We start from the raw sequence: 25,137 nt of genomic DNA, 5'->3' as shown, positions 1-25,137 counted from the left end.
ATATTCCAGTCATCAAATAGAGGTCAGCGCCGATCGGTGGCTGCTGGCAGATGAAACCCTCGGAAAGGGGCTTAACATGAACTTCTCTCGCTCTTTCAATAACTGGCGCAAGTATCGTCAGACCGTCACGGAACTTGGCCGCATGACCAACCGCGAATTGCATGATCTCGGCATCGACCGTTCGGATATCCATCGCGTTGCCCGTGAGGCTTCTGCCCGCTAATTCCAGGCGATCGCGGCTCCTCCCAAGCGCGATTGTTCTCGATTGAAACGCCCGCTGTACCCACAGCGGGCGTTTTCTTTTGTCTGCATGCGGCTGGCACCGCGGTTGCATGTTTTTCCGCTTCTTTAGCCCGCTCAAAAAATATTCACCGCCCAATTTACGAGCATCACATTGCACAATTGCATGGCAGACGCCTTTTATTTGCACTGCACAATAGGACCGATATCGCCTATATAAACACCAACCGCAGAGAGACAGGCGATCCCGCCGTCCCGCGGACATAGGAAGAAAACGATGAACCCGATCCGCATTGCAAAAAGCTGGCTCAGCTACCGCCGTACGCTCAACGAACTCGGCGGCCTTTCCAACCAGACCCTGTCCGATATCGGCGTCAGCCGCTACGACATCCGCAATATCGCATCCCGCTCGTTCCGTTAATAACGGGCACGATGCTTCCAAGACGGCGCCATCAGGCGCCGTTTTTGATTCCGGGGTGTTGGATCGCACCTGCCGACATGATATCAGCCCGGGATGAACACGACCTCCTCCTATTCCCCCATCCACGTCGTCGGCGGCGGGCTTGCCGGTTCGGAAGCCGCCTGGCAGATCGCCAGTTCCGGCATTCCCGTCATCCTGCATGAAATGCGCGGCGTACGCGGCACCGATGCGCACAAGACCGACGGCCTGGCCGAACTCGTCTGCTCCAACTCCTTCCGCTCCGACGATGCGACTAGCAATGCCGTCGGCGTCATCCATGCCGAAATGCGCATGGCGGGCTCGCTGATCATGGCCGCTGCCGATCGATGCCAGGTGCCGGCCGGCGGCGCACTCGCCGTCGATCGCGATGGCTTCTCTGAGGCCGTGACCAAGGCAATCCACGAGCACCCGCTCATCACGGTCGTGCGGGAAGAGATCACCGGCCTGCCGCCCCGCGACTGGGATCTCGCCATCGTCGCCACCGGACCGCTGACGGCGCCGTCGCTCGCAAACGCTATCCAGGCGGAAACGGGCGAGGATTCGCTCGCCTTCTTCGACGCCATCGCGCCGATCGTCTACCGCGAGAGCATCGACATGGATATCTGCTGGTATCAGTCGCGCTACGACAAGGTCGGTCCCGGCGGCACCGGCAAGGATTACATCAACTGTCCGATGGACGAGGCGCAGTACAATGCCTTCGTCGACGCGCTGGTATCAGGCGACACGGTCGGTTTCAAGGAATGGGAAGGCACGCCCTATTTCGACGGCTGTCTGCCGATCGAAGTGATGGCCGAACGCGGCCGCGAGACGCTGCGCCACGGGCCGATGAAGCCGATGGGGCTGACGAACGCGCATAATCCGACGGTCAAGGCCTATGCCGTCGTGCAGCTGCGGCAGGACAATGCGCTCGGCACGCTCTACAATATGGTCGGCTTTCAGACGAAACTGAAATATGGCGCACAGGCGGACATCTTCCGGATGATCCCGGGTCTGCAAAATGCAGAATTTGCCCGTCTCGGCGGCCTGCACCGCAACACCTATATGAACTCCCCCACCCTGCTCGACCCGTCGCTGACGCTGAAATCGCGGCCCGGCCTGCGCTTTGCCGGTCAGATCACCGGTTGCGAGGGTTATGTCGAAAGCGCCAGCGTCGGGCTGCTGGCCGGGCGTTTCGCCGCCGCCGAACGCAAGGGCGAAGCGATCTCGCTGCCGCCGGCGACGACGGCGCTCGGCTCGCTGCTCGGCCATATCACCGGTGGTCATATCGTCACCGACGAGGAGCCGGGTAAACGATCGTTCCAGCCGATGAACATCAATTTCGGGCTGTTTCCGGAGCTCCAACCCGGTTCGATCGTAAAACCCGAAGGCGTCAAGCGTTTCCGCGGCAAGGACAAGACGATCATGAAGCGGCAACTGATCGCGCGCCGCGCGCTGGCAGACTGCGCCGCCTGGCTTGGCCAGAGTCTGACGCTTGCCGAGAGCGCCTGACCGGCGCTTCTACTGCTTGTTCGCCGCCGGCAGATTGCCGGATGGCAGGTCCTTATCCGGCTCGGCAATATAATTGCCGAGCAGCCAGAGCGACACTTCGGAAGCCTCCTTGGCGGAAGCGAATTCAAAATCACCATTGTGATGGGGCGCATCGAGGAAGTCGACCATCAGTCCCCTGCCCGTTTCCGAACCGACGACACGCACGCGGCCCGGCTCGATCAGATGGCAGGCGAAGTGGCGCGACATGTTGCGCATGAAGCCCGCCTTGTTATCGTGCAGGCGTACGAAGATTGCCTGGCCGTTTTCCGTCGCCTGCAACTGGCGGATCGCCTCGGTCGGAAAGGCGCGGCCGAACTCGATGATGGCGAGGCCCGTGTCATGCAGGCCATCTTCCTTGTTCTGCGCGGCCATGCGTGTGGCCACAAAAGCAAAGAAAACAACGATGGCGAAAAGAACGCACCAGACGATAATGCCCACGCCGAGTCTCCGATCAAAGGGTAGCGGTGGAAGTGTTGTACCGCGCGAGACTTGCGCGAATTTGACCGATGTCAGATTTTCCGGCGTGCCGCAGCCAGCCCCATCCGCAGCTGGCGGCGCCATTGCGGCGGCTGCAGCGGATGGTCGAACAGCGAGGCGCCGCGTTTTTGCGCCTTGACGAGCACCGGTTCGGCGAGCACCGTCGGCAGGAAGGCTGGAAACACGGCTGCCGCAATCGGCCCTGCCGCTCTCGCCTTCGCCAGATGTTCGCGACCAAGACCGGCAAAAGCCTCGATGGCGGCGGAGATGCGCGCCCTGTCGTCGCCGGCAAGGAAGGTATCGCGGTCGAGACCGGTTGCCGACAGGATCTGCAGCGGAATATAGACCTGGCCGCGGCGGCGATGCAGCGGCATCAGCAGCAATAGCCCGGCGACGGCCTGGGCAACGCCGGCATGGCCGGCAGCGTCGGCCGATCGTGCGGCCTCCTCAGGCGAAAGCACGAGGCTTGCCAGCTGGATCAGGGCGGATGCCGTCTCGCCGGCGTAACCTTCAAGCGAGAGACGGGTCTCCATCGGATCGTCATAGAGATCGAAAGTGCGGGCCTCGATCATGTCGATCAGCGTCTTGCGCGGCAGACGGTGCGTTTCGATCGCGGCCAGAAGTGCAGAGGCGACGGGATTGGCCGCCGTCGAGCCATGTGCGCTGCCTTCCAGCAGATCGTGCCAATATTGCAGCCTGACTTCGCCAGGCAACGGCTCGTGCACGAGATCGCGGACGCGGGCAAGCTCGGCATTAAAGACATAGAGAGCTGCAAGCGCGCCGCGCTTTTCCTCCTGCGACAGCAGACAGGCGAGATAGCGGTCGCGATCGCTGTCACGCAGCATCGCCAGGCAGATCTCCTGGTTCGTCGTACTATTCGCTTCCGTCATCGTCAGACCGCGATCAATGCCGCGGCGACGGCGCGCTGCTCCGAGAGCATGATATTGAAGGTGCGCACCGCAGCCCCGGTGCTCATCGGATCGGAGGAGATGCCGCGCGATTTCAGCGCCAGCTTCAATTCCTCGGGCAGACGGCGAAGCTCGGTTCCGGTGCCGACGAGCAAAACTTCGATATCACTAGCCTCATCCAGCACACGGCGGAAATTTTCCGGCGACAGCGGTTTCGACATATCCATGTCCCAGCCATGAATGCCGGAAGGCAGGCAAAGGATCGAGCCGCGATGCGACATGTCGGCAAAACGGAAACCGCCATTGCCGTAAGTGTCGATCGGGGCGCGCCCGGGGAAATGCGCAGCGCGGATTTCTATGCCTTTTGCCATGTTTTCAAACCACCGTGCCGGATTTTACACCAGCATCCGTCTTGTTGCTCTCTTCCCCGTCGGGAGCCTCCGGCCGCAGCCGGAAGACGATCAATACAGGAGCGGCGATATAGATCGAAGAGAAAGTGCCGAGAGCGACGCCGAAGAGCATCGTAAAGGTGAAGGAGCGGATGACGTCGCCCCCGAAGAGATAGAGTGCGAGCAAGGCGAGCAGCGTCGTCGCCGCGGTCAGAACGGTGCGCGACAGCGTCTGGTTGATCGAGGCATCGATCAGGATCGGCAGCGGCATCTTCTTGTATCGCTTGAGATTCTCGCGCATGCGGTCATAGACCACGACCGTGTCGTTCAGGGAATAACCGACGATGGTCAGGACCGCGGCGATGCTCGTCAGATTGAACTCGATGCCGGTGAGGACGAAAAGACCGAGCATGATGATGACGTCGTGCAGCGTTGCGACGATGGCGCCGACTGCGAACTGCCATTCGAAGCGGATCCAGATGTAGATCAGGATCGCCGCCAGCGCTGCCAGCACGCCGAGCGTCGCCATCATCGTCAATTCGCCCGAGATGGCGGGGCCGACGACCTCGACTCGGCGGAAATCATAATCCTCCTGGAGCTCGCCGCGCACCAGCGTCGCCGCCGACTGTTCGGCATTCTCGCCGCCGCCCTGGGAAGCGATGCGGATCCGCGCGTTCGCCGGGCCGCCGGTACGCTCGACACTGATATCGCCAAGATTGAGATCATTCAGACGCGAGCTGAGATCGGCGATGTCGGCATTGCCCTGCTTCGCCGTTACCTCGATCAGCGAGCCGCCGGTGAAATCGATGCCGAGATGCAGACCGACGGTGGCAAAAGCGGCCATGGCGATCAGCGAAATAACCGCCGAGGCCGTGAAGACATAACGGCGGATCCCCATGAAACGAATATTGGCATGCTCGAAAAGATGGGTCAGGACACTCTTCGGCAGATGCCGGGGATGGCGCCGTCTCAGCCAGGCGCCGACGATCGAGCGCGTCAGCGTGAAAGCCGTGAAGACGGTCGTCAGGATGCCGACCGCCAGCGTCACCGCGAAACCGCGGATGGTTTCGCTGCCGAGGAAGAAGAGGATAATGGCGGCGATGAAGATCGTGACATTCGCGTCGACGATCGTTGCGAATGCGCGCGAGAAACCCCGGCCGACGGCCTCCGCAAAGGAATGGGTGGTTTTCTCTTCTTCCCGGATGCGCTCGTAGATCAGCACGTTCGAGTCGACGGCCATGCCGACGATGAGCACGATGCCGGCAATGCCCGGCAAGGTGAGCGTCGCGCCGGCAAGGCTGAGCACCGCGACGATGAGGATCAGGTTGAAGAAGAGCGAGACGACGGCGATGACGCCGAGAATACGGTAAAGCGCGATCATCAGCGCTGCGACGAGCACAACGGCGACGAGGCCGGCAATAAGGCCGCTGAAGATGGAATCGGCGCCGAATGTGGGGCTGACGCTACGCTCCTCAACGCTCGTCAGCGTCGCCGGCAAGGCGCCGCCGCGCAGCATGATGGCAAGGTCGCGGACGCCATCCTCGGAGAAGTTTGCCGAAATCCGGCCCTCACCGCCGGTGATCGCCGCATCGATGACCGGTGACGACATTACCTGGTCATCGAAAACGATGGCAAGGTGCTTGCCGATATTCTGCCCGGTCGCCTGCGCCAGCCGCTGCGTGCCCTCGGCGTCGAGACGGTAGGTGATCGAGGTATCCTGCGTCTGCGGGTCGACGACAGGCTCGATATCGACCATGTTGCTGCCGGTGACGAAGGCGGTGCGGTCGACGAGATAAGGTACCGGCGGATCGTCCAGCGAATAGAGCACCTGCGATGTGGCCGGCCAACGGCCGTTCAGCGCTTCCTGCCCCGACATGCTTTCATCGATCAGATGAAAGGAAAGCTTGGCCGGCTGGTTCAGGATGTTTTTCAGCCGCTCCGCATCGAGCGAGCCCAGCACCTGGACGACAATTCGATCGGCGCCATCGGGGCGAACGAGGAAATTGTCATAGCCGAATCCGGCGATGCGGCGGCCTACGATATCGAGCGACCGGGTCCGGGCCGAGGCGACGTCGGCGGTAATGCCGGCGTCGGAAATCTGCAGCGAAAGTTGCCCCTCCCCGCCCTGCTGCAGCGCGATCTCTGGTCCTGAACGTCCCGCAGCCGTCGTCAAAGGCTTGAGGAGATCGACCGCCGCCTGTGTCTGGGCCGGATCGGTGATCCGGACGGTGACGGTCTGGTCATTGCCGGTCAGCCCGGTGTAGCGGATGCCGGCGCCGCGCAGCGCGTTGCGCACATTGGCGACCGCCTGCTCCAGGCGGTCCTTGACGATATCGGAACGCTCGACCTTCAGAACGATATGCGAACCGCCCTGCAGGTCGAGGCCGAGCGTCATGCGGTCGTGGCGCAACCAGTCCGGCAGAGAGGAACGCTGCGCCTCGGTCAGCAAATTGGGCGCAGCGATGACGATGGCCGCAAACGCGACCAGCCAAATCAGAAGTGTTTTCCAGCGGGAAAAATGCAACATTCTCTCGACGATCTTCCGATCCGGCGGTCCTGCCGTTATCGCTTGTTACGCTGCGTCGGCCTTGACTGGTTCACCCTTGACGCGGACGTCCGAAATGCCGCTGCGGACGATACGCACGCGAACGCCTTCAGCGATCTCGACTTCAACTTCCTTGTCGTCGATGACCTTGGTGACCTTACCGACGAGACCGCCACCGGTGACGACCTGGTCGCCGCGACGGATCGCCTTCAGGGTCTCCTCACGCTTTTTTGCCTGTGCGCGCTGCGGACGGATCAGCAGGAAGTACCAGACGACCATCAGCGGCACGAACAGGATGATCATTTCGAAACCGGAGCCGCCGAATCCCGTTGCGGTATCGGTCGCGCTCTGGGCGAATGCCGGGGTGATGAACATGCTAAACTCCTCAGGCTTGGGCGGCGGAACTCCGCCTCTCTTTTCAGGTTGCCGGACTATAGTTACCGCTTCGATGAATGCAACAGAAACAGCCGGAAACAGTACCGATTCCGCTGCCTCATAACCTTTCCGCCGTCAAAACGCCATGGTACCCGGCATCCAAAGATCAAAGCAGATTGCCGCAGTGAGAAATCAGGAGGCCACCGATGACCGAGGAAATCAACACAGCCCTGCTTGCCGAACTGAGACGGCTCGCAGACGCCGTCGAGCGTCTTGCCGGACCGGCGCCTACCCTCAACGACTGGGATGCCGCCGACTGTTTCGTCTGGGCACCATCGCGCCAGCATCTGCAGCCGGTCAAGCGACCGAACCGGGTGGCATTGAAGCTCATCCGCGGCGTCGATCACGTGCGCGACATCCTGCATGAGAATACGGTGCGTTTCGCCGACGGTTATGCCGCCAACAATGTGCTGCTCTGGGGCGCGCGCGGCATGGGCAAATCCTCGCTGGTCAAGGCCGTGCACGAGGATGTCAGGCGCGAAAGCGGCGTCTCGCTGAAGCTGGTCGAAGTCCATCGCGAGGATATCGCCAGCCTTCCCAACCTGCTCGACCTGTTGAAGGACACACCGCACCGCGTGATCGTCTTCTGCGACGATCTCTCTTTCGATCACGACGACACCGCCTACAAGTCGCTGAAGGCAGCGCTCGACGGCGGCGTCGAAGGACGACCGGACAATGTGCTCTTCTACGCCACCTCCAACCGGCGCCATCTTCTGCCGCGGCACATGATGGAAAACGAGCAGTCGACGGCGATCAATCCGTCGGAGGCGGTCGAGGAGAAGGTTTCGCTTTCCGACCGCTTCGGCCTCTGGCTCGGCTTCCATAAATGCAGCCAGGAGGATTATCTCGGCATGATCGACGGCTATGCCGATCACTTCAAGCTCGGGCTCGACCGCAGCAAGATGCATGCGGAGGCGCTGGAATGGGCGACGACCCGCGGCGCGCGCTCCGGCCGTGTCGCCTGGCAGTATATCCAGGATCTGGCCGGGCGCATGCGCGTTCACATCGACAGAGCCTAAATCGCCTAGCATCAGGCGCAGTTCGGACGACATGCCAAAAAACAAAAGCCCGGCGGGTGGCCGGGCTTTTGCGCTTCCTGGTACGCTGTACCTATTCCAGGAAAGTCATCGGGTTGACCGGGGACGCGTCCTTGCGCACCTCGAAATGGACCTGCGGCTGCTTGACGTCGCCGCTCATTCCGGAGACCGCGACGGTCTGGCCGCGCTGGATCTTCTGGCCGCGAGTGACGCTCAGCGTATCGGCGTTGCCGTAGACGGTGACGGTGCCGTCGTCGTGACGGACGAGAACCGTGTTGCCGAGTTCCTTCAGGCCGTTGCCGGCATAGATGACGACGCCGTTTTCGGCAGCCTTGATCGGCGTGCCCTGCGGTACCGAAATATCGATGCCGTCATTGCGGTTGCCGTTGACGTTGGCGCCGTATGAAGCAATGACCTGGCCGCGCACCGGCCAGCGATATTTGCCGATGCCGGTCGATTCCGGCGCGTCGGAGCTGACGTCCGACTTCTTCTCGACATCGTCGACGGTCTGGGTGGCAGCCGGCGCCTTGTAGGGCGCGGGCTGAACGGAAGCCGTCTGCTGGGCGGCAGCCGGCTGGGTCGGCTTCGGATCGACCTTCTCGGCCGGGATCGAGGCGGTCTTGATGTTGTCGGCGGTGCCGTTCGGGATCTTCAGGGCTTGACCGACGCGCAGCGAGCTAGCCGAAAGACTATTGGCGACCTTGAGATCGTCGACATTGGTACCGGTCGCCTTGGCGATCTTTGCCAGCGAATCGCCTTGCTTGACGACATAGGTGCCGGCGGGCGCTTTCGGATCCTTGCCGGCGCCGACCGGAAGCTTGCCGGTGACATCGGCGTTCGCCATGGTCTTGTCGCGGGCGGAATTGGCGCCTGGAACGACAGCGACATTCTGCTCCGGCGCCTTGACCGGCTCCGGCAGCTTGCCGGGCTTGGAGAGATCGGCCGTCTGCGATGCCGCCTTGGCGGCATTGCCGCCGTTGAAGGTCGGGATCAGGATCGCCTGGCCGGGTTGGGCGGCAGATGCGGTCTTCAGATTGTTGACGCGAAGGATTTCCTTTTCCGGAACACCGAAGCGCCTGGAGAGCGTGGCAATGTTTTCACCCGGACGCAGCGTCACCGAAGGGGCATTGGTTGCGGACCAGCCGGAAACCCTCGGCGTCGTGCCTGTCGTCAAAGAATCGGGCGTCACCTTGGGTGCCGCCGGCGCCACCAACCGCGGCTTTTCAGCCTGCGGCGTAGCCGGGAAAGGCTGGGCGAGCGCAACTTCCTTTTCCCGCTGGCGGGATGGCGCCACAGCCGACGGTGCGGCAAGTTCTGTCCGCTGTACCGAGACCGGCGCGGAAGCCAGACGCGCGCTCGAGCTCGACGCGCGGATCGGATCGTAACTTGGGCGGGCGGGATAAGGCTGATTCAGCGCGTCATTGCCGCCGCCATAGCCCTGCTGGCTCGCAACGGCCGAACCGCCGAGATCGGCACGCGGCACCGGATCACCCTGAGAACCGTTCATATTCCTGCGCGGAATGGAACTTGTGGTGATCTGATCCTGCCCTGAGGAGGAAAACAAGCCGCCAAACCGTGTCACATCGGAACTGCAGCCCGTTGCGGCACTTGCCAGCAGGCCAACAACCAGAAGATTACCGGCCGACTTCCCGAACTTTGGCGAAAGACTGAAACGCATGACTCGACCCACTGAGAACGCAACCATTTGTGAGTCTATTAAAACGCGTTAGTATTACCACGCGGTTAAGATGCTGGAATCAGTGCGATATTTTTGAGAAGTTGATAACCATAGGCTTAGGGGTAAAAAATCGCAGTGCGCAGAGCATGATGCCCAAAACTTCGAGCGCTTTTCTGATTGTGATGCATATTCAGATTTCAGGCCGATCCGGCCGAAAAACATTTATGCCTGCGGCAGCCAGGCCCTACAGCAGCGAGGCAAGCCGCGGAACGATCGGCAGATAGGGAGCTTCGAACAGTTCCTCGCGTTCGAAACGGCTGCCGGTTTTCGTCAGCCGCACCATGCGGCACTCGTTTTCTGAAATCATCAGTGGCGCGATCATCGAACCGCCGGAAACGAGCTGGTCGGTATAAAAGCGCGGCATGGCATTGAAGGCGGCCGTCACCAGGATGCGGTCGAAAGTTCCCTCTCCCTGCATGCCGGCGCTTCCGTCGGCATGGCGAACGATGACGCTGCGCAGACCAAGCGATTCCATGCGTCGCTGCGCTGCCGTGGTCAGCGTCTTGTAGCGGTCGATGGACAGAACACGCTCGGCCATGCGGCCCATGACGGCGGCGGTAAAGCCGCTGCCGGTGCCGATCTCCAGAACGCGCTGTCCTGGTTTGAGCTTCAGGTGATGCAGGATGCGGACGGCAAAATCGATGCCTTCGAGGAAGGAGCCGCATTCGATCGGTATCGTCCGGCTCGAATAGGCGTCGTCGGCGAATTGCGGCGGCACGAACAGTGACCGCTGCGTCTGCTCGACCGCCGTCAGCAGATCGAGGTCGGAGATGCCTTCGGCACGCAATCTGAGGACGAGCGCCGCAAAGCCCTCCTTCTCCGCCAGTTTAGCCGTCAAACTTGTGCTCCGTATCCCAAGGCCCGCGCCACGCGGTCCGTCACGGAATAATCGGTCAGATCAAGTTTCAAAGGCGTTACCGAGATCTTATTATGCTTCAAGGCGTGAATATCGGTGCCTTCGATGAAGGCGCCGGCGCGTTCGCCGAACTTCAGCCAGTAGTAGGGAAAGCCCCGGCCATCGGAGCGCGCGTCGACCTGCAGGTTGAAGGCGAGCTTGCCCTGCATGGTCACCTCCGCGCCATCGACCTCGTCGGGACGGCAGTTCGGGAAATTGAGATTGAGGAACGTGCCCTCCGGCAGGTCCAGCACCATCAGCTTTTCCAGGAGCGCTGGGGCATGCGTTTCGCAGACCTCCCACGGCACGATGCGCGCGCCGTCCTCATAGAGATAGGCCTGGCTCAGCGCGAAGGAGCGCACGCCCTGCATCGTGCCCTCGATGGCGCCGGCGATCGTGCCGGAATAGGTGACGTCGTCGGCAACGTTCGAACCTGAATTGACGCCTGACAGCACGAGATCCGGCTTGATGTCCATCACCTGCCGGATGCCCATGATGACGCAATCGGTCGGCGTGCCGCGCAGCGCGAAATGCTTGTCGGAAATCTTGCGCAGCCGCAACGGTTCAGACAGGCTCAGCGAATGGGCCAGGCCGCTCTGGTCGGTTTCGGGCGCAACGATCCAGACATCGTCGGACAGCGTGCGCGCGATCCGCTCCAGGGCGGCGAGCCCTTCGGCGTGAATGCCGTCGTCATTCGTAAGCAGGATGCGCATCGCCTCAGGCCGCCCGTTCGATCTTGGTCAATCCGCCCATATAGGGGAGCAAAACGTCCGGAATCGTGACGGAGCCGTCCTCGTTCAGATAATTTTCAAGGACAGCGATCAGGCAGCGACCGACGGCGGTGCCGGAACCGTTCAGCGTGTGGACGAACCTGTTGTTCTTGTCATCCTTGCCGCGGTAGCGCGCATTCATCCGCCGGCCCTGAAAATCACCGCAGACCGAGCAGGAGGAAATTTCGCGGAAGGCATTCTGTCCCGGCAGCCAGACTTCGAGGTCGTAAGTCTTGCGCGAACCGAAGCCCATGTCGCCGGTGCAAAGCGTCATGGTGCGGAAATGCAGGCCGAGGCGTTTCAGCACCTCCTCGGCGCAGGCGGTCATCCGTTCGTGCTCGGCAACGGCGCTCTCGGCGTCGGTGATCGAGACGAGTTCGCATTTCCAGAACTGGTGCTGGCGCAGCATGCCACGCGTATCGCGGCCGGCGGATCCCGCTTCCGAGCGGAAAGACGGCGTCAATGCGGTGAAGCGGAGCGGCAGCTTGTCCTGATCGAGGATTTCTTCGCGCACCAGATTGGTGAGCGTCACTTCGGCCGTCGGGATCAGCCAGCGGCCGTCCGTCGTCCTGAAGAGATCCTCGGCGAATTTCGGCAGTTGGGCAGTGCCATAGACGGCCTCGTCGCGCACCATCAGGGGCGAGCTGACTTCGGTATAGCCGTGCTCGCTGGTGTGGAGATCGATCATGAACTGGCCGAGCGCGCGCTCGAGCTTGGCGAGCGGCCCGGTCAGAACCGTGAAGCGCGAGCCGGAGAGCTTGGCGGCGCGCTCGAAATCCATATAGCCGAGCGCCTCGCCGATTTCGAAGTGCTCCTTCGGCGCATGGTTCCAACGCGGCTTTTCGCCGACGGTGCGGGTGACGACATTGTCATGCTCGTCCTTGCCGACCGGGACGTCGTCGAAGGGAATGTTCGGGATGCGCGAGAGCGCGTCGTTGAGTTCGGCCGTCAGCTGCCGGTCTTCTTCCTCGACCGCCGGCAGCAGGGTCTTCAGTTCGGCGACCTCGGCCTTCAACTTCTCGGCAAGCTCGCCGTTCTTCTGGGCCATCGCCGCGCCGATCTCCTTGGAGGCGATGTTGCGGCGGGACAGCAAATCCTGCGCCTTCTGCACGGCGGAGCGGCGCTTTTCATCGAGGGCGACGAGACTTTGGGCCAGAGGCTCCGCACCGCGCTTGGCAAGGGCGGCATCGAGCGCTTCGGGATTCTCACGGATCCATTTGATATCGAGCATCGTCGTTCCAGGTCGTTGCAACAGAAATGACCCGGCCAAGGCCTGACGGGCCTCGACCGGATGTTAAGCAGCGTTCACAAAGGGGATTGGGATCGCCGCTCAGACGCTGTCCGTCTTGGCAACGTCCGCGGATCCGGTGTCCTTTTCGACCGCCTGCCGGGCACGCTGGCGCTCCACGAGTCGCGCCGCATAGATGGAAATCTCGTAGAGAAGGATCGTCGGTATCGCAAGGCCGATCTGAGACATCGGGTCCGGCGGCGTCAGCACGGCAGCAACGACGAAGGCGAGGACGATGGCGAACTTGCGCTTTTCGGCAAGCCATTGCGACGTCAGCAGGCCAACACGGGCAAGCAGCGTGGTGACGACGGGAAGCTGGAAGACGAGGCCGAAGGAGAAGACCAGCGTCATGATGAGGCTCAGATATTCCGAGACCTTCGGCATCAGCGAAATCGCCACCTCGTCATGACCCGGCGCCTGCTGCATCGACAGGAAGAACCACATGACCATCGGCGTGAAGAAGAAATAGACGAGTGCCGCGCCCATCAGGAACAGGACCGGCGAGGCGATCAGGAACGGCAGGAAGGCCTGACGCTCGTTCTTGTAGAGGCCCGGCGCCACGAACTTGTAGACCTGGGCGGCAATGATCGGGAAAGCGACCACGAGACCGCCGAACATCGCCACCTTGACCTGGGTGAAGAAGAATTCCTGCGGCGCGGTGTAGATCAGCTGGGCCTTCTCGACGTCGAGATGCGCCCATTCCACGGCCGTCTTGTAAGGAATGACCAGATAGTTGAAGAGGTGCTTGGCAAAAAAGAAGCATATGATGAAGGCGACGAAAAACGCGCCGATCGACCACATCAGCCGCGTGCGCAGCTCCATCAGGTGCTCGATCAACGGCTGCGGCTTGTCTTCGATATCACCGCTCATGCCTCGTCCTTCTTCGTCTGCGCCGGCTTCTTCGGCGTTGCAGTCTTTTTGACTGCCGTCGTGCGCTTCGGTTTTTCCACGGGCACGGCAACGGCCGCCGCAGCATCGACCTTGTCGGTAGCCTTGAGGCGCGGCTTGCGCACGGGTTTCGGCTTGGCGGCAACCGTATCGGCCTGGACGATCGCTGCTGCGACGGGTTCAGGCTGCGCAGGCGCCGGCACCAGCGGCGGCGTTTCCGGCAGGCTCATCGACGGCGTCGGAGCCGAGACAGCAGCAGCCGGCACCTCGGTCTTGTTTTCCGTGACCACGGTCGACTTCTGCAGGTCGGCCTTGATCTCGTTGCCCATCTGGCGAAGCGGGTTCATCGCCTCGCGCAGGCTGTTGACCGGGTTGAGCTTCTGGGCGTCGCTGATCGTCTGGCGGACATCGTCAAGCTCGGCTTCGCGCAACGCTTCGTCGAACTGCGCACGAAATTCACCCGCGACCTTACGGGCGCGCTGCGTCATCTTGCCGAAAGCGCGCAGCATCGGCGGCAAATCCTTCGGACCGACCACCACGATCAGTACGACCGCAATGACCAAAAGCTCGGTCCAGCCAATATCGAACATGCAAGGCTCCTGGACGGGAAGCGCGGGGGCTGCGCTTTTTCCCGGACTTGGTTACTTCGTTTCGTCGGCCTTGTGATCGACGGTCTTTGCCGTATCCGGCGCGTCCTCGTCCGTCATGCCCTTCTTGAAGCTCTTGATGCCCTTGGCAACGTCGCCCATCAGTTCCGGAATCTTGCCGCGACCGAACAACAACAGCACGATGACCAGAACGATCAGCCAGTGCCACATGCTAAAAGAACCCATTACGCTAACTCCCTGTTTCTATGTTCCCACGATGTAAGGATTTCCGACACCGTTTCCAACATCAAGCCCTTTGAACTGCGCTTAATGTCACGGTATCGCCCTTTGTGACAAGCCATTGACCCGCCGAAAAGTGCTGGTTCTATTGTTTTCGCCATGCATGGCAAAAGCAAGACGCAAACCCCTCAATCTTCAGAGGTGCCGCGCGGCGCCAACAACCCCAATTCCTCGAGGTCCATCTGGGTGATCGGGTCTTCGTCCTCGGTCAGTTCGTCGTTCATCAACGGCGAGGGAATATTGAAATTCGCCGGAATGCGGCCCGACAGCAAGCCCGCTCCCTTCAACTCTTCGAGACCCGGCAAGTCACGCAGCTCTTCGAGACCGAAATGGTCGAGGAAATCGCGTGTCGTGCCCAATGTCACCGGCCGGCCCGGCGTGCGCCGGCGGCCGCGGAACCGCACCCAGCCGGCCTCCATCAACACGTCGAGCGTGCCGCGCGAGGTCTGGACGCCACGGATATCCTCGATCTCGGCGCGCGTCACCGGCTGGTGATAGGCAATGATCGCCAGCACTTCCAATGCTGCGCGCGAAAGCTTCTTCACCTCATTGTCATCACGGCGGATGATGAATGACAGGTCGGCGGCAGTGCGGAAGGCCCAGGCGCCCTCGACCTGGACCAGATTGACGCCCCGCGGCGCATACTGCTCCTTCAGGCGCAGCATGATGGCGCGCACGTCGGTCTTCTCAGGCAGGCGCTCGGCGAGGAAGCCTTCGGAGACCGGCTGCGACGAGGCGAAGACCAGCGCCTCGGCGATGCGCTCGGCCTCGATCTCGGCCTGCAGTTCGCGGCTCCTGTCGTCGAAATCGCCTTCGAAATCCTCTTCGCTCTTCGGATCGATCAAGCCGGCTGCTCCTGCTCCACCACCTGCAGCGTGGCATGTTTCGGACCGCGGCGCATGTATATCGGCTGAAAGGCGCCATCCTGACGGATTTCGAGCTTGCCCTCACGCACCAGCTCCAGCGAGGCGGCAAAGGCGCTGGCGATTGCCGTGACGCGTTCCTCGGGTGCTGCGAGATAACGCAGCAGGTAATGCTCCATCGCCGTCCAGTCACCGATCTCGCCGATCATCTGGGTCAACAGCTCGCGGGCATCGGTCAGCGACCAGACACTGCGCCGCTCGATCGTCACCTGGGTGACGGCATTGCGCTGCCGCAGCGCCGCATAGGCGGTCAGGAGATCGTAGAGGCTTGCCGCATAAGCGGATTGCTGACGGTCGGGAATATGCTCGGGGGCGCCACGCACGAAGATATCGCGGCCGAGACGGTTGCGATTGACGAGGCCCTCCGCCGCCCGGCGCATGGCTTCCAGGCGTTTCAGGCGGAAGGCGAGCGTTGCCGCCAGTTCCTCGCCCGAAGGACCGTCATCCTTGACCTGCTGGGGAATGAGCAACCGTGACTTGAGATAGGCAAGCCAGGCGGCCATGACGAGATAATCGGCGGCCAACTCGATGCGGATCCGCCGGGCGCTTTCGATGAAGAGCAGATATTGCTCGGCAAGCGCCAGCACCGAGATGCGCGACAGGTCGACCTTCTGGTTGCGGGCGAGATAGAGCAAGAGGTCGAGCGGGCCTTCGAAGCCGGCGACGTCAATCACCAGCGCTGGCTCGTGGCTGGCGCGCTCGGCACCGTTATCCTGCCACAGCTTGTCCATCGGCGTTGCCGCCTGCGGACGTTCCGTGCCCTTGACCGTGCTCACCTAGCTGCTCCCTTACGATCAGACCGTCGCAAACATCGCCTCGAATTCCACCCTCAATTCCGCTTCGTCGGACCTATCCGGCGCCGCGAAGCCTGCTTCCACCGCTTTTGCGCGGGCAAGCGAGATGCCGGCGAGCGGCGGAACATTTGCCACGACATCCCGCATCTCGTCCATATCGCCATTGCAATGCAGCACGATATCGCATCCGCCTGCAATGATATTCGCCGCGCGCTCACCGATCGTACCGGAAAGAGCGTTCATCGAGCTGTCGTCGGAGAGCAGCAGACCGGTAAAGCCGATATGCTGACGGATGATGCCGTCGATCACCTTGCGCGAGGTCGTCGCCGGATTGTCCGGGTCGATGGCAGTGAAGACGAGGTGACAGGTCATCGCCATCAACTCGTCCTTCATCGCGATAAAGGGCGGGAAATCGTGGGTCTCCAGCTCATCACGCGAGACGGTGACGACAGGCAGTTCCAGATGTGAATCCGCGAAACCGCGGCCGTGGCCGGGCATATGCTTCATCACAGGCAACAGGCCGCCGGCCTTCAGGCCTTCGGCAGCCGCCCGGCCCATGGCGATGACGGTGTCGGGATCGCCGCCATAGGCGCGGTCGCCGATGACGTTGCTGCTGCCCTCCACCGGCACGTCGAGCACCGGCAGGCAATCGACATCGATGCCGAGGCTCGAAAGGTCGAAGGCATGCAGCCGCGACATCAGCCATGCGGCCCGCAGGCCAAGCGCCGGGTCGCGGCGATAAAGATCGCCGAGCGCCTGGCCGGAAGGATAACGCGCCAGAATGGGCGGGCGGATGCGCTGGACGCGGCCGCCTTCCTGGTCGATCAGCACCGGCGCATGCCAGCCGACGCTTTCGCGCAGATCGGCGACGAGATCGGTGATCTGCCGGGCTTCGGAGATGTTGCGCCCGAAGAGGATGAAGCCCCAGGGCCGTTCGCCCCGGTAAAAGGCCTTTTCTTCGGATGTGAGGGCAAGGCCGCTGCAGCCAAGGATCATCGCTTTTGATTCGGTCATGTGAGAATCATAGACGGCGCCCTGCCAAATGCGAGCAAGGTCCAGCGCGATGCACAAAAAAGAGCGGCGGACCAATCCGGTCCGCCGCTTCCGATATCAATGAGCCTGATTCTTACTTGGAGATCAGGCAGCTTCCGCCCGCGGCGCGATACTGTTCGCAGAGCGCAGCCGCCTCGTCCTTGGAACCGGCCGGAATGCGAACACGGTAGAACGTGCCCTTGCCGGCGATATCGGCCCTGCGGATCTCATGGCTACGGCCGCCAAGCACGCCGGCGAATTTCTTCGACAGGTTGGCATAGGATTTGTTCGCCTCGTCTTCCGACGGCAGCGAGGCGATCTGGATGCCGTAGCCGCCGGCGGACGCAGCCTGCTGCGGCTTTGCGGCAACCGGTGCTGCGGCCGCGACCTCAGCCGTCGTCTGCTGTGCAGGCGGCCGGACATTGCCCTTCTCGGTCACGGTGCCGACGACGTTGACGGGCTGGTCGACCGGACGGGCGGTCGGGATCGGAGCGGTATCGGCAATCGCCGAGGTCTTGACCGGGCGCACCGGCGGCTCGACCGGGGCGGGATTTGCGGCCTGCGCGTCGGCGCTGCCTGCAAGCGGCGGCTCAGCCGGCGCGGTTTCAGCAGGTGCTGCAGAACGAGCATCGGCGGAAGCAACCTCGGCGCTTGCCGGGAAACTTGCGGCCGTTCCGGCGACCGGAGGCGCGGTCGGGGTCGATGGCGTCGTCTGGGCCGTCAACGGCGGCAGAGCCGACGGCGTCGGCTGGGCAGATTGCGCCGCCTGTGTCGGCTGGTCGGCGGGCGCCGGCTCCTCGCGGGCGACCAAGGTGCCGTCAGGCTTGACGATCATCGTGCGGACCTTGCGCGGCGAAACGGACGGCGCCTTGTCGGCATCGGTTGCAGAAGCGTTGTCGGCATTGTCCTGGTTCGGCAGCAGACGCGGATCCTGCGTCTCACCGACCGCGGTCGGCGTGACCTGATCACCGGCATTGGCGTTCTCGTCGTCCTCAGGCAGCGCTTCCGGTGTCAGCGTACGCTGGACGACATCGACGGGCGCTTCGTCGGAAGAAACGAGCGCCTTCTGCTTCGGCTCCTCGGCAGAACCCGCGACGCGGTCGTAGACAGCCTTGTCCTGGTTCGGCACCGTCTTGCCGCCCGGATTTTCCGGAACGACCTTGACCGGCTCCTTGTCGGCGGTGATCACGCGCGGCTCGCCGGTTGCAACAATGCCGAGCCCCTCGCCGTTCCAGACGGAGGAATAGACGCCATAACCGACGCCGGCAAAAACGACGAGAACGACAGCCCCGGCCAGCAGCCGGCGCATCGACCGGGCGCGGCTGAAATCAGCGGCCTGGCTTGCCGATTCGATACGGACTTCGGAGGTTTCACGGCGCTCGACCGGTTCGCGCACGCTGCGGCGGAAATCCTCCTCCAGCGCCCGTTCGAAATCATCGAGGCCATCGGCGATGGTGGGCTTGACCGGCTTTGCCGCGGCAGCAGCCGTATCCCGGACCGGCGCCGGGGTTTCCCGCGGTTTGGCCGGCTCAAAGAAGCTGGCGATCTCTGCGTCGAGATCGAAATCGAAATCCGCAGTTTTCGCGACCGGCGCAGGCTGCTCGACCGGCGGCAGCGCCGGCACATGCATATCGTCGACGGTCTCGGGACGATCCTCCGGATCGGAGATCATCGCCGGATCGAATGGCAAGTCTTCGGTGGATTCGGCGACAGGCGCCGCCCAGTTGAAAGCCGGCGCCGGAGCTGGCGCCTGCGGCTCAGGAACGGCGGCCGGAGCGGGCCGCACCGAGGCGGCGGCAGCCTGCTGGGGAGCAGGAGCTGGCGGCTCAGGCGCAAAAACGGGAGCCGGCCGCGGAGAGACGGCGGCGACCTGCTGCGGCGCAGGGGTTATCGGCTGGGGCGCAGGCTCGATCTGCTCGGAGAAATCGAGATCGGCGAGTTCCAGTTCGATGCCGGCAAGATCCAGCTCGAAATCATGGCCGGCGAAGGGATCGTCGGCTTCCTGTACGGGCCGCGGCGTCTGCGAATATGCCGTTGCAGCAGGCTGCGGCGCAACGACTTCGGCAAGTTGCGGCGCGACAGGCCGTGCGGCTTCGGCAGCATAGACCGTAGCCGGCTCGATCGGCGCAGGCTGAACGAATGCTGCGGCGACCGGCGCGGGCGCGATCACCTCGGGCTGAACAGGTGCTGCGGCCACCGGGACGGCAGGAACGGGTGCCGCCTCGATCGATGCGGGCTGCGGCGAAACGGGCGCCGGATTGGCGCGTTGCGGCACCGGATAACGCGAGACGTCGGCCAGCAGATCGTCGAGATCGAACGTGCCGGCAGTGTGTGGAACTTCCGGCACGACCTCGGTCAGCGCCGCATCGGCCTGGACCTCGCCTTCGACAGCCGCGGCAATGAGATCGAAACCAGCGTCGGAGCCGAAATCCTCCAGCTCGTCTTCGATTTCGACGAATTCCTCGGCCTCGGCAGCCTCTTCCGACGCGACGACCTCATCATGGCGATCGAGTTCGGCGGGGAAGCCAAGCGACGGCGAAGCGGATTCGAATTCCTCGGAGGGCTCGACAGCGGCGACAGGCGCCGGCGGTTCGATTACAGATTGCGGCTCGACCACAGGAAGATCGACGGACGGCGCTTCAGCGACCGGTGCTGCGACCGTTTCGGCCACAGGCGCCGGCGCAACAACCGGCTCCTCGCGCTTCGCGGCATGGAAATTGGCGAGCGGCAGCCTGATGCTGGCAGCCGACCATTGCGGCGCCTTGGCGGGTTGCGGCAGCGAAGAGACCGGTGCTGCACCGATCGACAGCTCAAGCTCCTCGATGAGGTCGCGCGCACCGCCGAAGACCGACTGCACCGACGCTTCGGGAGCGGGCTCGGGGGAAAGCTGCTCCGCCCAGTCGGCGGCGGGCTTGTCCTGATTCTCCACGGCCAAAGTCACGTCTTCGTCAGCGTCATCGGGAGCGACGGACACCGGCTCAGCAGCCTCCGCACGTTCGTCAGCGGGAGAAACATCGAGAACGGGCTCGACGTAATCTTCAGGCAGGTCGTCAGAGATCGGCTCGGCGGGCCGGTCGAGCTCTGCGAGCGGACGTGGCGAATCGTAACGGTCGAACTCGCGCCCAAGCTCTTCCTCGAGATCGAGGGCCGGCTCGCGCCGAGCCGCCTCGGTCATCGTATTCGCTGCAACACGCGGCTCGAAGCCGACGATACGGGCAAGTTCGGCCAACGGATCGTCGTCGGCAAACAGATCGTCTTTTCCGCGCGTATCATACGCAAGTTGTTTATCAGCCATGCCTATCCCACTCGCAAACGCCAACGCTCAAATGCCAGCGCATTGTGGGGAAATGGTGACGTTATCGCATTTCGTCCGGTGCGGCAGTGCCTGTAATGGCAAGTCCCGACTTCAAAACCGACGCGACGGCGTACACCAGCCCAAGTCTGGCAATACTTGATTCTCGGTTTTTATCATTAACAAATCGTAATTCCGGCTGATCTTTACCTTTGTTCCAGTGCGCGTGGAACGAACTTGCGACGTCGTAGAGGTAAAAAGCGATGCGATGCGGCTCCTGCGACTGGGCGGCCGCCTCGACGATCCGCGGGAATTCGGCGAGCTTGGCGACAAGCTGCAATTCGGCCGGATCACCAATGCCAGCAACGGTTTTCGCGAGATCCTCGGGCGAAACTTCGAGGTCGGGAAAAGCCTCCCTCGCCTGCCGGAAGACCGACATGCAGCGGGCATGCGCATACTGCACGTAAAAAACAGGATTATCTTTCGATTGTTCGGTCACTTTGGCGAAATCGAAGTCGAGCGGCTCGGAATTCTTGCGGTAGAGCATCATGAAACGGACCGAATCACGACCGACTTCCTCGACGACGTCCCGAAGCGTGACGAAATCGCCGGAGCGTTTCGACATCTTCACCGGCTCGCCGTTTCGATAGAGCTTGACGAGCTGGCAAAGCAGCACCGTCAGCTTCGCCTTACCATCCGAAACGCCGCGTGCAACCGCTTCCAGGCGCTTGACGTAGCCGCCATGATCGGCGCCGAGCACATAGATCATCTCGTCGAAACCACGGTCGAACTTGTTCTTGAAGTAGGCGACGTCGGCGGCGAAATAGGTGTAGGCGCCGTCCGACTTGATCAGCGGCCGGTCGATATCGTCACCCACTTCGGTCGAGCGGAACAATGTTTGCTCGCGATCCTCCCAATCCTCGGGAAGCTGGCCCTTCGGCGGCGGCAGCGTGCCCTTGTAGACATAACCCTTGAAGGTCAGGTCGTTGATCGCCGTGCGGATCGCCGCGGCCCCATTGGCATGCAGGGTGCGCTCGGAGAAGAAGACGTCGTGATGGACGTTCAGCGCCGCGAGATCGGCGCGGATCATCACCATCATCGCATCGATGGTGCGGTCCTTGACGATCGGCATCCATTGCTCTTCCGGCATGTTGTGCAGCCGCACGCCGTAATCGGCGGCAAGCGACTGGCCAACGGGCACGAGATAGTCGCCGGGATAGAGACCCGAAGGGATTTCGCCGATTTTTTCGCCGAGCGCTTCGCGATAACGCAGGAAAACGGAGCGGGCGAGCACATCGATCTGCGAGCCGGCATCGTTGATGTAGTATTCCTTCTCGACGCCGTAACCGGCAAAAGCCAGCAGGTTGGCAAGCGCGTCGCCGACGACGGCGCCACGGCAATGGCCGACATGCATCGGGCCGGTCGGATTGGCCGAGACATATTCGACGTTGACCTTCCTGCCCTCACCCAGCGTCGAGCGGCCGTAATCGGTGCCGGCGCCGATGATCGAGGCGAGCAGCCGCTGCCAGTAGCCGACGGCGAGACGGATGTTGATGAAACCGGGGCCGGCAACCGAGACATCGGCGACGTCGGCATCCTCTTTCAGCTTGGCGATGATGACATCGGCCAGCGCGCGCGGATTGGTTCCGAGCGGTTTTGCCAGCACCATCGCGGCATTGGTCGCGACATCGCCATGGCTCGCGTCACGCGGCGGCTCGACGGTGATGCGGCCGAAATCGAGCTCAGATCGCTTTTCCCTGACCAGATCGATCTGTTCAAGGGCGGTTTTGATCCTGGCTTCGAAGTCGGTAAAAAGGTTCATCGCACTCTTCCATGCATAGGCTGTGCCAAAGGCTCAAATCGACCCTCGGCGTGGGCGACCGCTGCCTATCGCAAATCCGGAGTGTGGTCAAACAACCGCCTGTGGGCGCTGATCGCATAGGTGTCGGTCATGCCGGCCAGATAATCGCCGACATGGCGGGCCTTCGGCGCATCGGACAGGCCGGCGATATGATCGACCCAGTAATGGCTCTGCATCTCCTTGGGATTGGCCATGTAGGCGCCAAACAGATCGGTAACGATCTTTGCCGCGCCGGCGCGGATGCGCATGATATCGGCATTGCGGTAGATGCGCTTGAAAAGCATCGCCTTGATCTGCCGGTCGGTCTCGGCCATCGCCTCGGAAAAGGTGGCGATCACCTGGCCGGCGCCGCGGATGTCGCCGGCGCTCTCGGGGCGAAGGAGGGAAAGGCGCGCCTGCGCGACACCGATCACGTCTTCGACCATGCGGGTGATCTGGCGGCGCATAATCTCATGGGTGAAGCGGCTCGGCTCCAGATGCGGATATCGCTCCCTCACCTCGGCCATCAGCCCGGCGAGAAACGGGATTTCCTCTAACATCTCGAAAGTCAGGTAACCGGAACGCAGGCCGTCATCGATATCGTGGGTATTATAGGCGATGTCGTCGGCGATCGCCGCGACCTGGGCCTCGAGGCTGGCATAGCTTGCAAGCTCGAGATCGTGCAGCTCGCAATAATCGAGGATCGGCTGGGGAACGGGGCCGCGCGTGCCGACGCCATCCGGCGTCAGAAGCGGACCATTGTGCTTGACGAGACCTTCGAGGCTTTCCCATGTCAGGTTGATGCCGTCAAATTCGGCATAACGCCTCTCCAGCTTGGTCACGATGCGCAGCGATTGTGCATTGTGGTCGAAGCCGCCATAGGGCAGCAGCACCTCGTGCAGCGCGTCCTCGCCGGTGTGACCGAAGGGCGTGTGACCGAAATCGTGGACGAGGGCGACGCCTTCGGCCAGATCCTCGTCGAGCTTCAGGGCGCGGGCGAGCGCGCGGGCGATCTGCGCCACCTCGATCGTATGGGTCAGCCGGGTGCGGTAATGATCGCCATCCTGGGCGATGAAGACCTGCGTCTTGTGCTTCAGCCGGCGAAAGGCGGTGGTGTGGACGATGCGGTCGCGGTCGCGCTGGAAATCGGAGCGCGTCGGGCTTCCGTCTTCCTGATAGAGTCGTCCGCGGCTCGTCCAGGGGTCGGCCGCATAGACCGCCCTCTCACTGCTGCCGAAACCCAAAGCACGCGTATCGATCGTCATTCTTCACCGTCATCCTGCATGTTGCCGCATCTGCCCATTGACGCCGCTCTTCGCCCTTCATACCTATAGCCCGATAAAACGGCAAAGAGGCGCTTTCTCAACCGCATCGGCGTATCATCGCCTTTTCGCTAGGATTATGGTAAGTTTCTTTGATATCAGGCATTTGAACATTTCAGTGCCAAAACCCATTCTCTCCGGATCTTGACCCCGGCAGGAGGAAACATGACGGATACGAGTGTAACCCTTTCAGATGCCGCGGCAAAGCGTATCGCTGCGATCGTCGGCGCCGAAGCCGGCAAGAGCGCGTTGCGCGTTTCCGTCGAAGGCGGCGGCTGTTCGGGCTTTTCCTACAAGTTCGATCTTGCCGATAACGCCGGCGACGACGACATCGTCGTCGAAAAGAACGACGCCAAGGTGCTGATCGACAGCCTGTCGCTCGTCTATATGGCAGGCTCGGAGATCGACTTCGTCGACAATCTGCTTGGCCAATCCTTCCAGATCAAGAACCCGAACGCGGTGGCAAGCTGCGGCTGTGGCACCAGCTTCTCGATCTGACTTCTGAACGCACGGCCTTCTCCCCAACGAACCGGCCGAAGAACTATTTCCGGCCGGTTTATCGTCTTGTCCCCTGGTGAAATACCGCGATAAAAGAAGCGCACGAAGCTAACGGGACAGAGCCATGAAGATCGCGACCTGGAACATCAACGGCGTTAAGGCGCGCATCGACAATCTCACGCAATGGCTCAAGGATTCCGATCCCGATATCGTCTGCCTGCAGGAAATCAAAACCGTCGACGAAGGGTTTCCGCGGCTGGAGATCGAGGCGCTCGGCTATCACGTCGAGACGCACGGCCAGAAGGGCTTCAACGGCGTGGCGATCCTCTCCAAGAGTTCCCCTTTCGAAGTGAACCGCGGCCTACCCGGCGACCCGCTGGACGAACAGGCGCGTTTCCTCGAAGCCGTGTTCACGCTCCCCGACACGCGCATCCTGCGTGTCTGCTGCCTCTACCTGCCGAACGGCAATCCCGTCGACACGGAGAAATATCCCTACAAGCTCGCCTGGATGGAGCGCCTGCGGGCGTTCGCCGCCGAACGGCTGGCCTATGAGGAGATGCTGGTCCTTGCCGGCGATTACAATGTCATCCCGGAACCGCACGACTGCTTCGATCCCAAGGTCTGGGAAAACGATGCGCTGTTTCTGCCGCAGACGCGGGCGGCGTTCCGCCGGCTCGAAAATCTCGGGCTGACGGATGCGGTGCGCGCGACGACGGATGCGACGCAGTTCTATTCCTTCTGGGATTATCAGGCCGGCGCCTGGCCGAAGAACAACGGCATCCGCATCGACCATCTGATGCTGTCGCCGGAAGCCGCCGACCGGATGACGTCGGCCGCGATCGAGAAACATGTGCGGGCTTGGGAAAAGCCGTCCGACCACGTGCCTGTTATCGCCTATTTCGATTTTGCAGGCTGAGGCTTTTCCGCCTTACCGTGCCGTGGGTCCGAAAGG

General features: G+C 62.2%; 24 protein-coding genes. 6 read left to right on the top strand and 18 right to left on the bottom strand.

Features of this window, described 5'->3' with window-relative positions; genetic code table 11:
• The first annotated feature begins 76 nt into the window (after positions 1-76).
• The 3 genes from EEQ99_RS23970 (at position 77) to trmFO (ending at position 2,188) form a co-directional block, all read left to right on the top strand.
• The gene (locus tag EEQ99_RS23970; protein WP_003558908.1) at positions 77-223 is read left to right on the top strand and encodes a DUF1127 domain-containing protein; all 147 of its coding nucleotides are present in this window, start codon (positions 77-79) and stop codon (positions 221-223) included.
• 294 nt (positions 224-517) lie between these two features.
• Positions 518-661, top strand: coding sequence for a DUF1127 domain-containing protein (locus EEQ99_RS35610; protein ID WP_003573524.1), 144 nt, complete (start codon positions 518-520; stop codon positions 659-661).
• A gap of 93 nt (positions 662-754) precedes the next feature.
• Complete coding sequence (gene trmFO / locus EEQ99_RS23960; RefSeq protein ID WP_063475464.1) at positions 755-2,188, top strand: methylenetetrahydrofolate--tRNA-(uracil(54)-C(5))-methyltransferase (FADH(2)-oxidizing) TrmFO; 1,434 nt, start codon at positions 755-757, stop codon at positions 2,186-2,188.
• Between the two features lie 9 nt (positions 2,189-2,197).
• On the opposite strand, the gene EEQ99_RS23955 is transcribed toward trmFO, so the two are convergent.
• From EEQ99_RS23955 to yajC, 5 genes are all read right to left on the bottom strand, one after another.
• Positions 2,198-2,665 (bottom strand): hypothetical protein, encoded by a 468-nt coding sequence (locus EEQ99_RS23955; protein WP_063475463.1) that lies wholly within the window; start codon positions 2,663-2,665, stop codon positions 2,198-2,200.
• Positions 2,666-2,736: 71 nt separating this feature from the next.
• On the bottom strand, positions 2,737-3,594 hold the full coding sequence (locus EEQ99_RS23950; protein ID WP_063475462.1) for a phytoene/squalene synthase family protein: 858 nt from the start codon (positions 3,592-3,594) through the stop codon (positions 2,737-2,739).
• 2 nt (positions 3,595-3,596) lie between these two features.
• Positions 3,597-3,983, bottom strand: coding sequence for an Mth938-like domain-containing protein (locus tag EEQ99_RS23945; protein ID WP_047614799.1), 387 nt, complete (start codon positions 3,981-3,983; stop codon positions 3,597-3,599).
• 4 nt (positions 3,984-3,987) lie between these two features.
• Positions 3,988-6,528, bottom strand: a complete 2,541-nt coding sequence (gene secDF, locus EEQ99_RS23940; protein WP_097623109.1) for a protein translocase subunit SecDF — start codon at positions 6,526-6,528, stop codon at positions 3,988-3,990.
• A gap of 45 nt (positions 6,529-6,573) precedes the next feature.
• Positions 6,574-6,921 carry a preprotein translocase subunit YajC gene (gene yajC / locus EEQ99_RS23935; protein ID WP_047614795.1) on the bottom strand — a complete coding sequence of 116 codons (348 nt, stop codon included), beginning with the start codon at positions 6,919-6,921 and terminating at the stop codon, positions 6,574-6,576.
• 206 nt (positions 6,922-7,127) lie between these two features.
• Here yajC and EEQ99_RS23930 point away from each other — a divergent pair, with 206 nt between their 5' ends.
• Positions 7,128-8,000 carry an ATP-binding protein gene (locus EEQ99_RS23930; RefSeq protein WP_047614793.1) on the top strand — a complete coding sequence of 291 codons (873 nt, stop codon included), beginning with the start codon at positions 7,128-7,130 and terminating at the stop codon, positions 7,998-8,000.
• Positions 8,001-8,091: 91 nt separating this feature from the next.
• On the opposite strand, the gene EEQ99_RS23925 is transcribed toward EEQ99_RS23930, so the two are convergent.
• From EEQ99_RS23925 to EEQ99_RS23865, 13 genes are all read right to left on the bottom strand, one after another.
• Positions 8,092-9,696, bottom strand: a complete 1,605-nt coding sequence (locus tag EEQ99_RS23925; protein WP_063475460.1) for a peptidoglycan DD-metalloendopeptidase family protein — start codon at positions 9,694-9,696, stop codon at positions 8,092-8,094.
• Positions 9,697-9,940: 244 nt separating this feature from the next.
• The gene (locus EEQ99_RS23920) at positions 9,941-10,594 is read right to left on the bottom strand and encodes a protein-L-isoaspartate(D-aspartate) O-methyltransferase (protein WP_047614790.1); all 654 of its coding nucleotides are present in this window, start codon (positions 10,592-10,594) and stop codon (positions 9,941-9,943) included.
• Complete coding sequence (gene surE / locus EEQ99_RS23915; RefSeq protein WP_017964058.1) at positions 10,591-11,364, bottom strand: 5'/3'-nucleotidase SurE; 774 nt, start codon at positions 11,362-11,364, stop codon at positions 10,591-10,593. The genes EEQ99_RS23920 and surE overlap by 4 nt, the downstream gene beginning before the upstream one ends.
• Positions 11,365-11,368: 4 nt before the next feature.
• Positions 11,369-12,652 carry a serine--tRNA ligase gene (serS, locus tag EEQ99_RS23910; protein ID WP_097543843.1) on the bottom strand — a complete coding sequence of 428 codons (1,284 nt, stop codon included), beginning with the start codon at positions 12,650-12,652 and terminating at the stop codon, positions 11,369-11,371.
• A gap of 99 nt (positions 12,653-12,751) precedes the next feature.
• The gene (tatC, locus tag EEQ99_RS23905; RefSeq protein ID WP_097543842.1) at positions 12,752-13,579 is read right to left on the bottom strand and encodes a twin-arginine translocase subunit TatC; all 828 of its coding nucleotides are present in this window, start codon (positions 13,577-13,579) and stop codon (positions 12,752-12,754) included.
• Positions 13,576-14,187 carry a Sec-independent protein translocase protein TatB gene (gene tatB / locus EEQ99_RS23900; RefSeq protein WP_097543841.1) on the bottom strand — a complete coding sequence of 204 codons (612 nt, stop codon included), beginning with the start codon at positions 14,185-14,187 and terminating at the stop codon, positions 13,576-13,578. Before tatB ends, tatC begins: the two co-directional genes overlap by 4 nt.
• Positions 14,188-14,238: 51 nt before the next feature.
• Positions 14,239-14,430, bottom strand: a complete 192-nt coding sequence (locus EEQ99_RS23895; RefSeq protein ID WP_003538990.1) for a twin-arginine translocase TatA/TatE family subunit — start codon at positions 14,428-14,430, stop codon at positions 14,239-14,241.
• 182 nt (positions 14,431-14,612) lie between these two features.
• The gene (gene scpB, locus EEQ99_RS23890) at positions 14,613-15,329 is read right to left on the bottom strand and encodes an SMC-Scp complex subunit ScpB (RefSeq protein ID WP_063475457.1); all 717 of its coding nucleotides are present in this window, start codon (positions 15,327-15,329) and stop codon (positions 14,613-14,615) included.
• A complete protein-coding gene (locus tag EEQ99_RS23885) occupies positions 15,326-16,183 on the bottom strand; it encodes a segregation and condensation protein A (protein ID WP_047614779.1) in 858 nt (285 codons plus the stop codon). The genes scpB and EEQ99_RS23885 overlap by 4 nt, the downstream gene beginning before the upstream one ends.
• Before the next feature lie 18 nt (positions 16,184-16,201).
• Positions 16,202-17,215, bottom strand: a complete 1,014-nt coding sequence (gene nagZ / locus EEQ99_RS23880; protein WP_047615369.1) for a beta-N-acetylhexosaminidase — start codon at positions 17,213-17,215, stop codon at positions 16,202-16,204.
• A 112-nt stretch (positions 17,216-17,327) separates the two neighbouring features.
• Entirely contained in the window at positions 17,328-20,528 is a 3,201-nt protein-coding gene (locus EEQ99_RS23875; RefSeq protein WP_127431171.1) for an SPOR domain-containing protein, read from the bottom strand.
• A gap of 61 nt (positions 20,529-20,589) precedes the next feature.
• Positions 20,590-22,347 carry an arginine--tRNA ligase gene (gene argS, locus EEQ99_RS23870; protein ID WP_097543839.1) on the bottom strand — a complete coding sequence of 586 codons (1,758 nt, stop codon included), beginning with the start codon at positions 22,345-22,347 and terminating at the stop codon, positions 20,590-20,592.
• A 65-nt stretch (positions 22,348-22,412) separates the two neighbouring features.
• Entirely contained in the window at positions 22,413-23,630 is a 1,218-nt protein-coding gene (locus tag EEQ99_RS23865) for a deoxyguanosinetriphosphate triphosphohydrolase (protein WP_047614775.1), read from the bottom strand.
• A gap of 222 nt (positions 23,631-23,852) precedes the next feature.
• Here EEQ99_RS23865 and erpA point away from each other — a divergent pair, with 222 nt between their 5' ends.
• Positions 23,853-24,185 carry an iron-sulfur cluster insertion protein ErpA gene (gene erpA / locus EEQ99_RS23860; protein WP_063475454.1) on the top strand — a complete coding sequence of 111 codons (333 nt, stop codon included), beginning with the start codon at positions 23,853-23,855 and terminating at the stop codon, positions 24,183-24,185.
• A 124-nt stretch (positions 24,186-24,309) separates the two neighbouring features.
• Positions 24,310-25,101 (top strand): exodeoxyribonuclease III, encoded by a 792-nt coding sequence (gene xth / locus EEQ99_RS23855; protein ID WP_047614772.1) that lies wholly within the window; start codon positions 24,310-24,312, stop codon positions 25,099-25,101.
• Positions 25,102-25,137: the final 36 nt, after the last annotated feature.

This window comes from Rhizobium anhuiense, from assembly GCF_003985145.1.
In the GTDB taxonomy this organism is placed as follows: domain Bacteria; phylum Pseudomonadota; class Alphaproteobacteria; order Rhizobiales; family Rhizobiaceae; genus Rhizobium; species Rhizobium anhuiense.
This window is presented reverse-complemented; position numbering and strand designations above follow the sequence as displayed.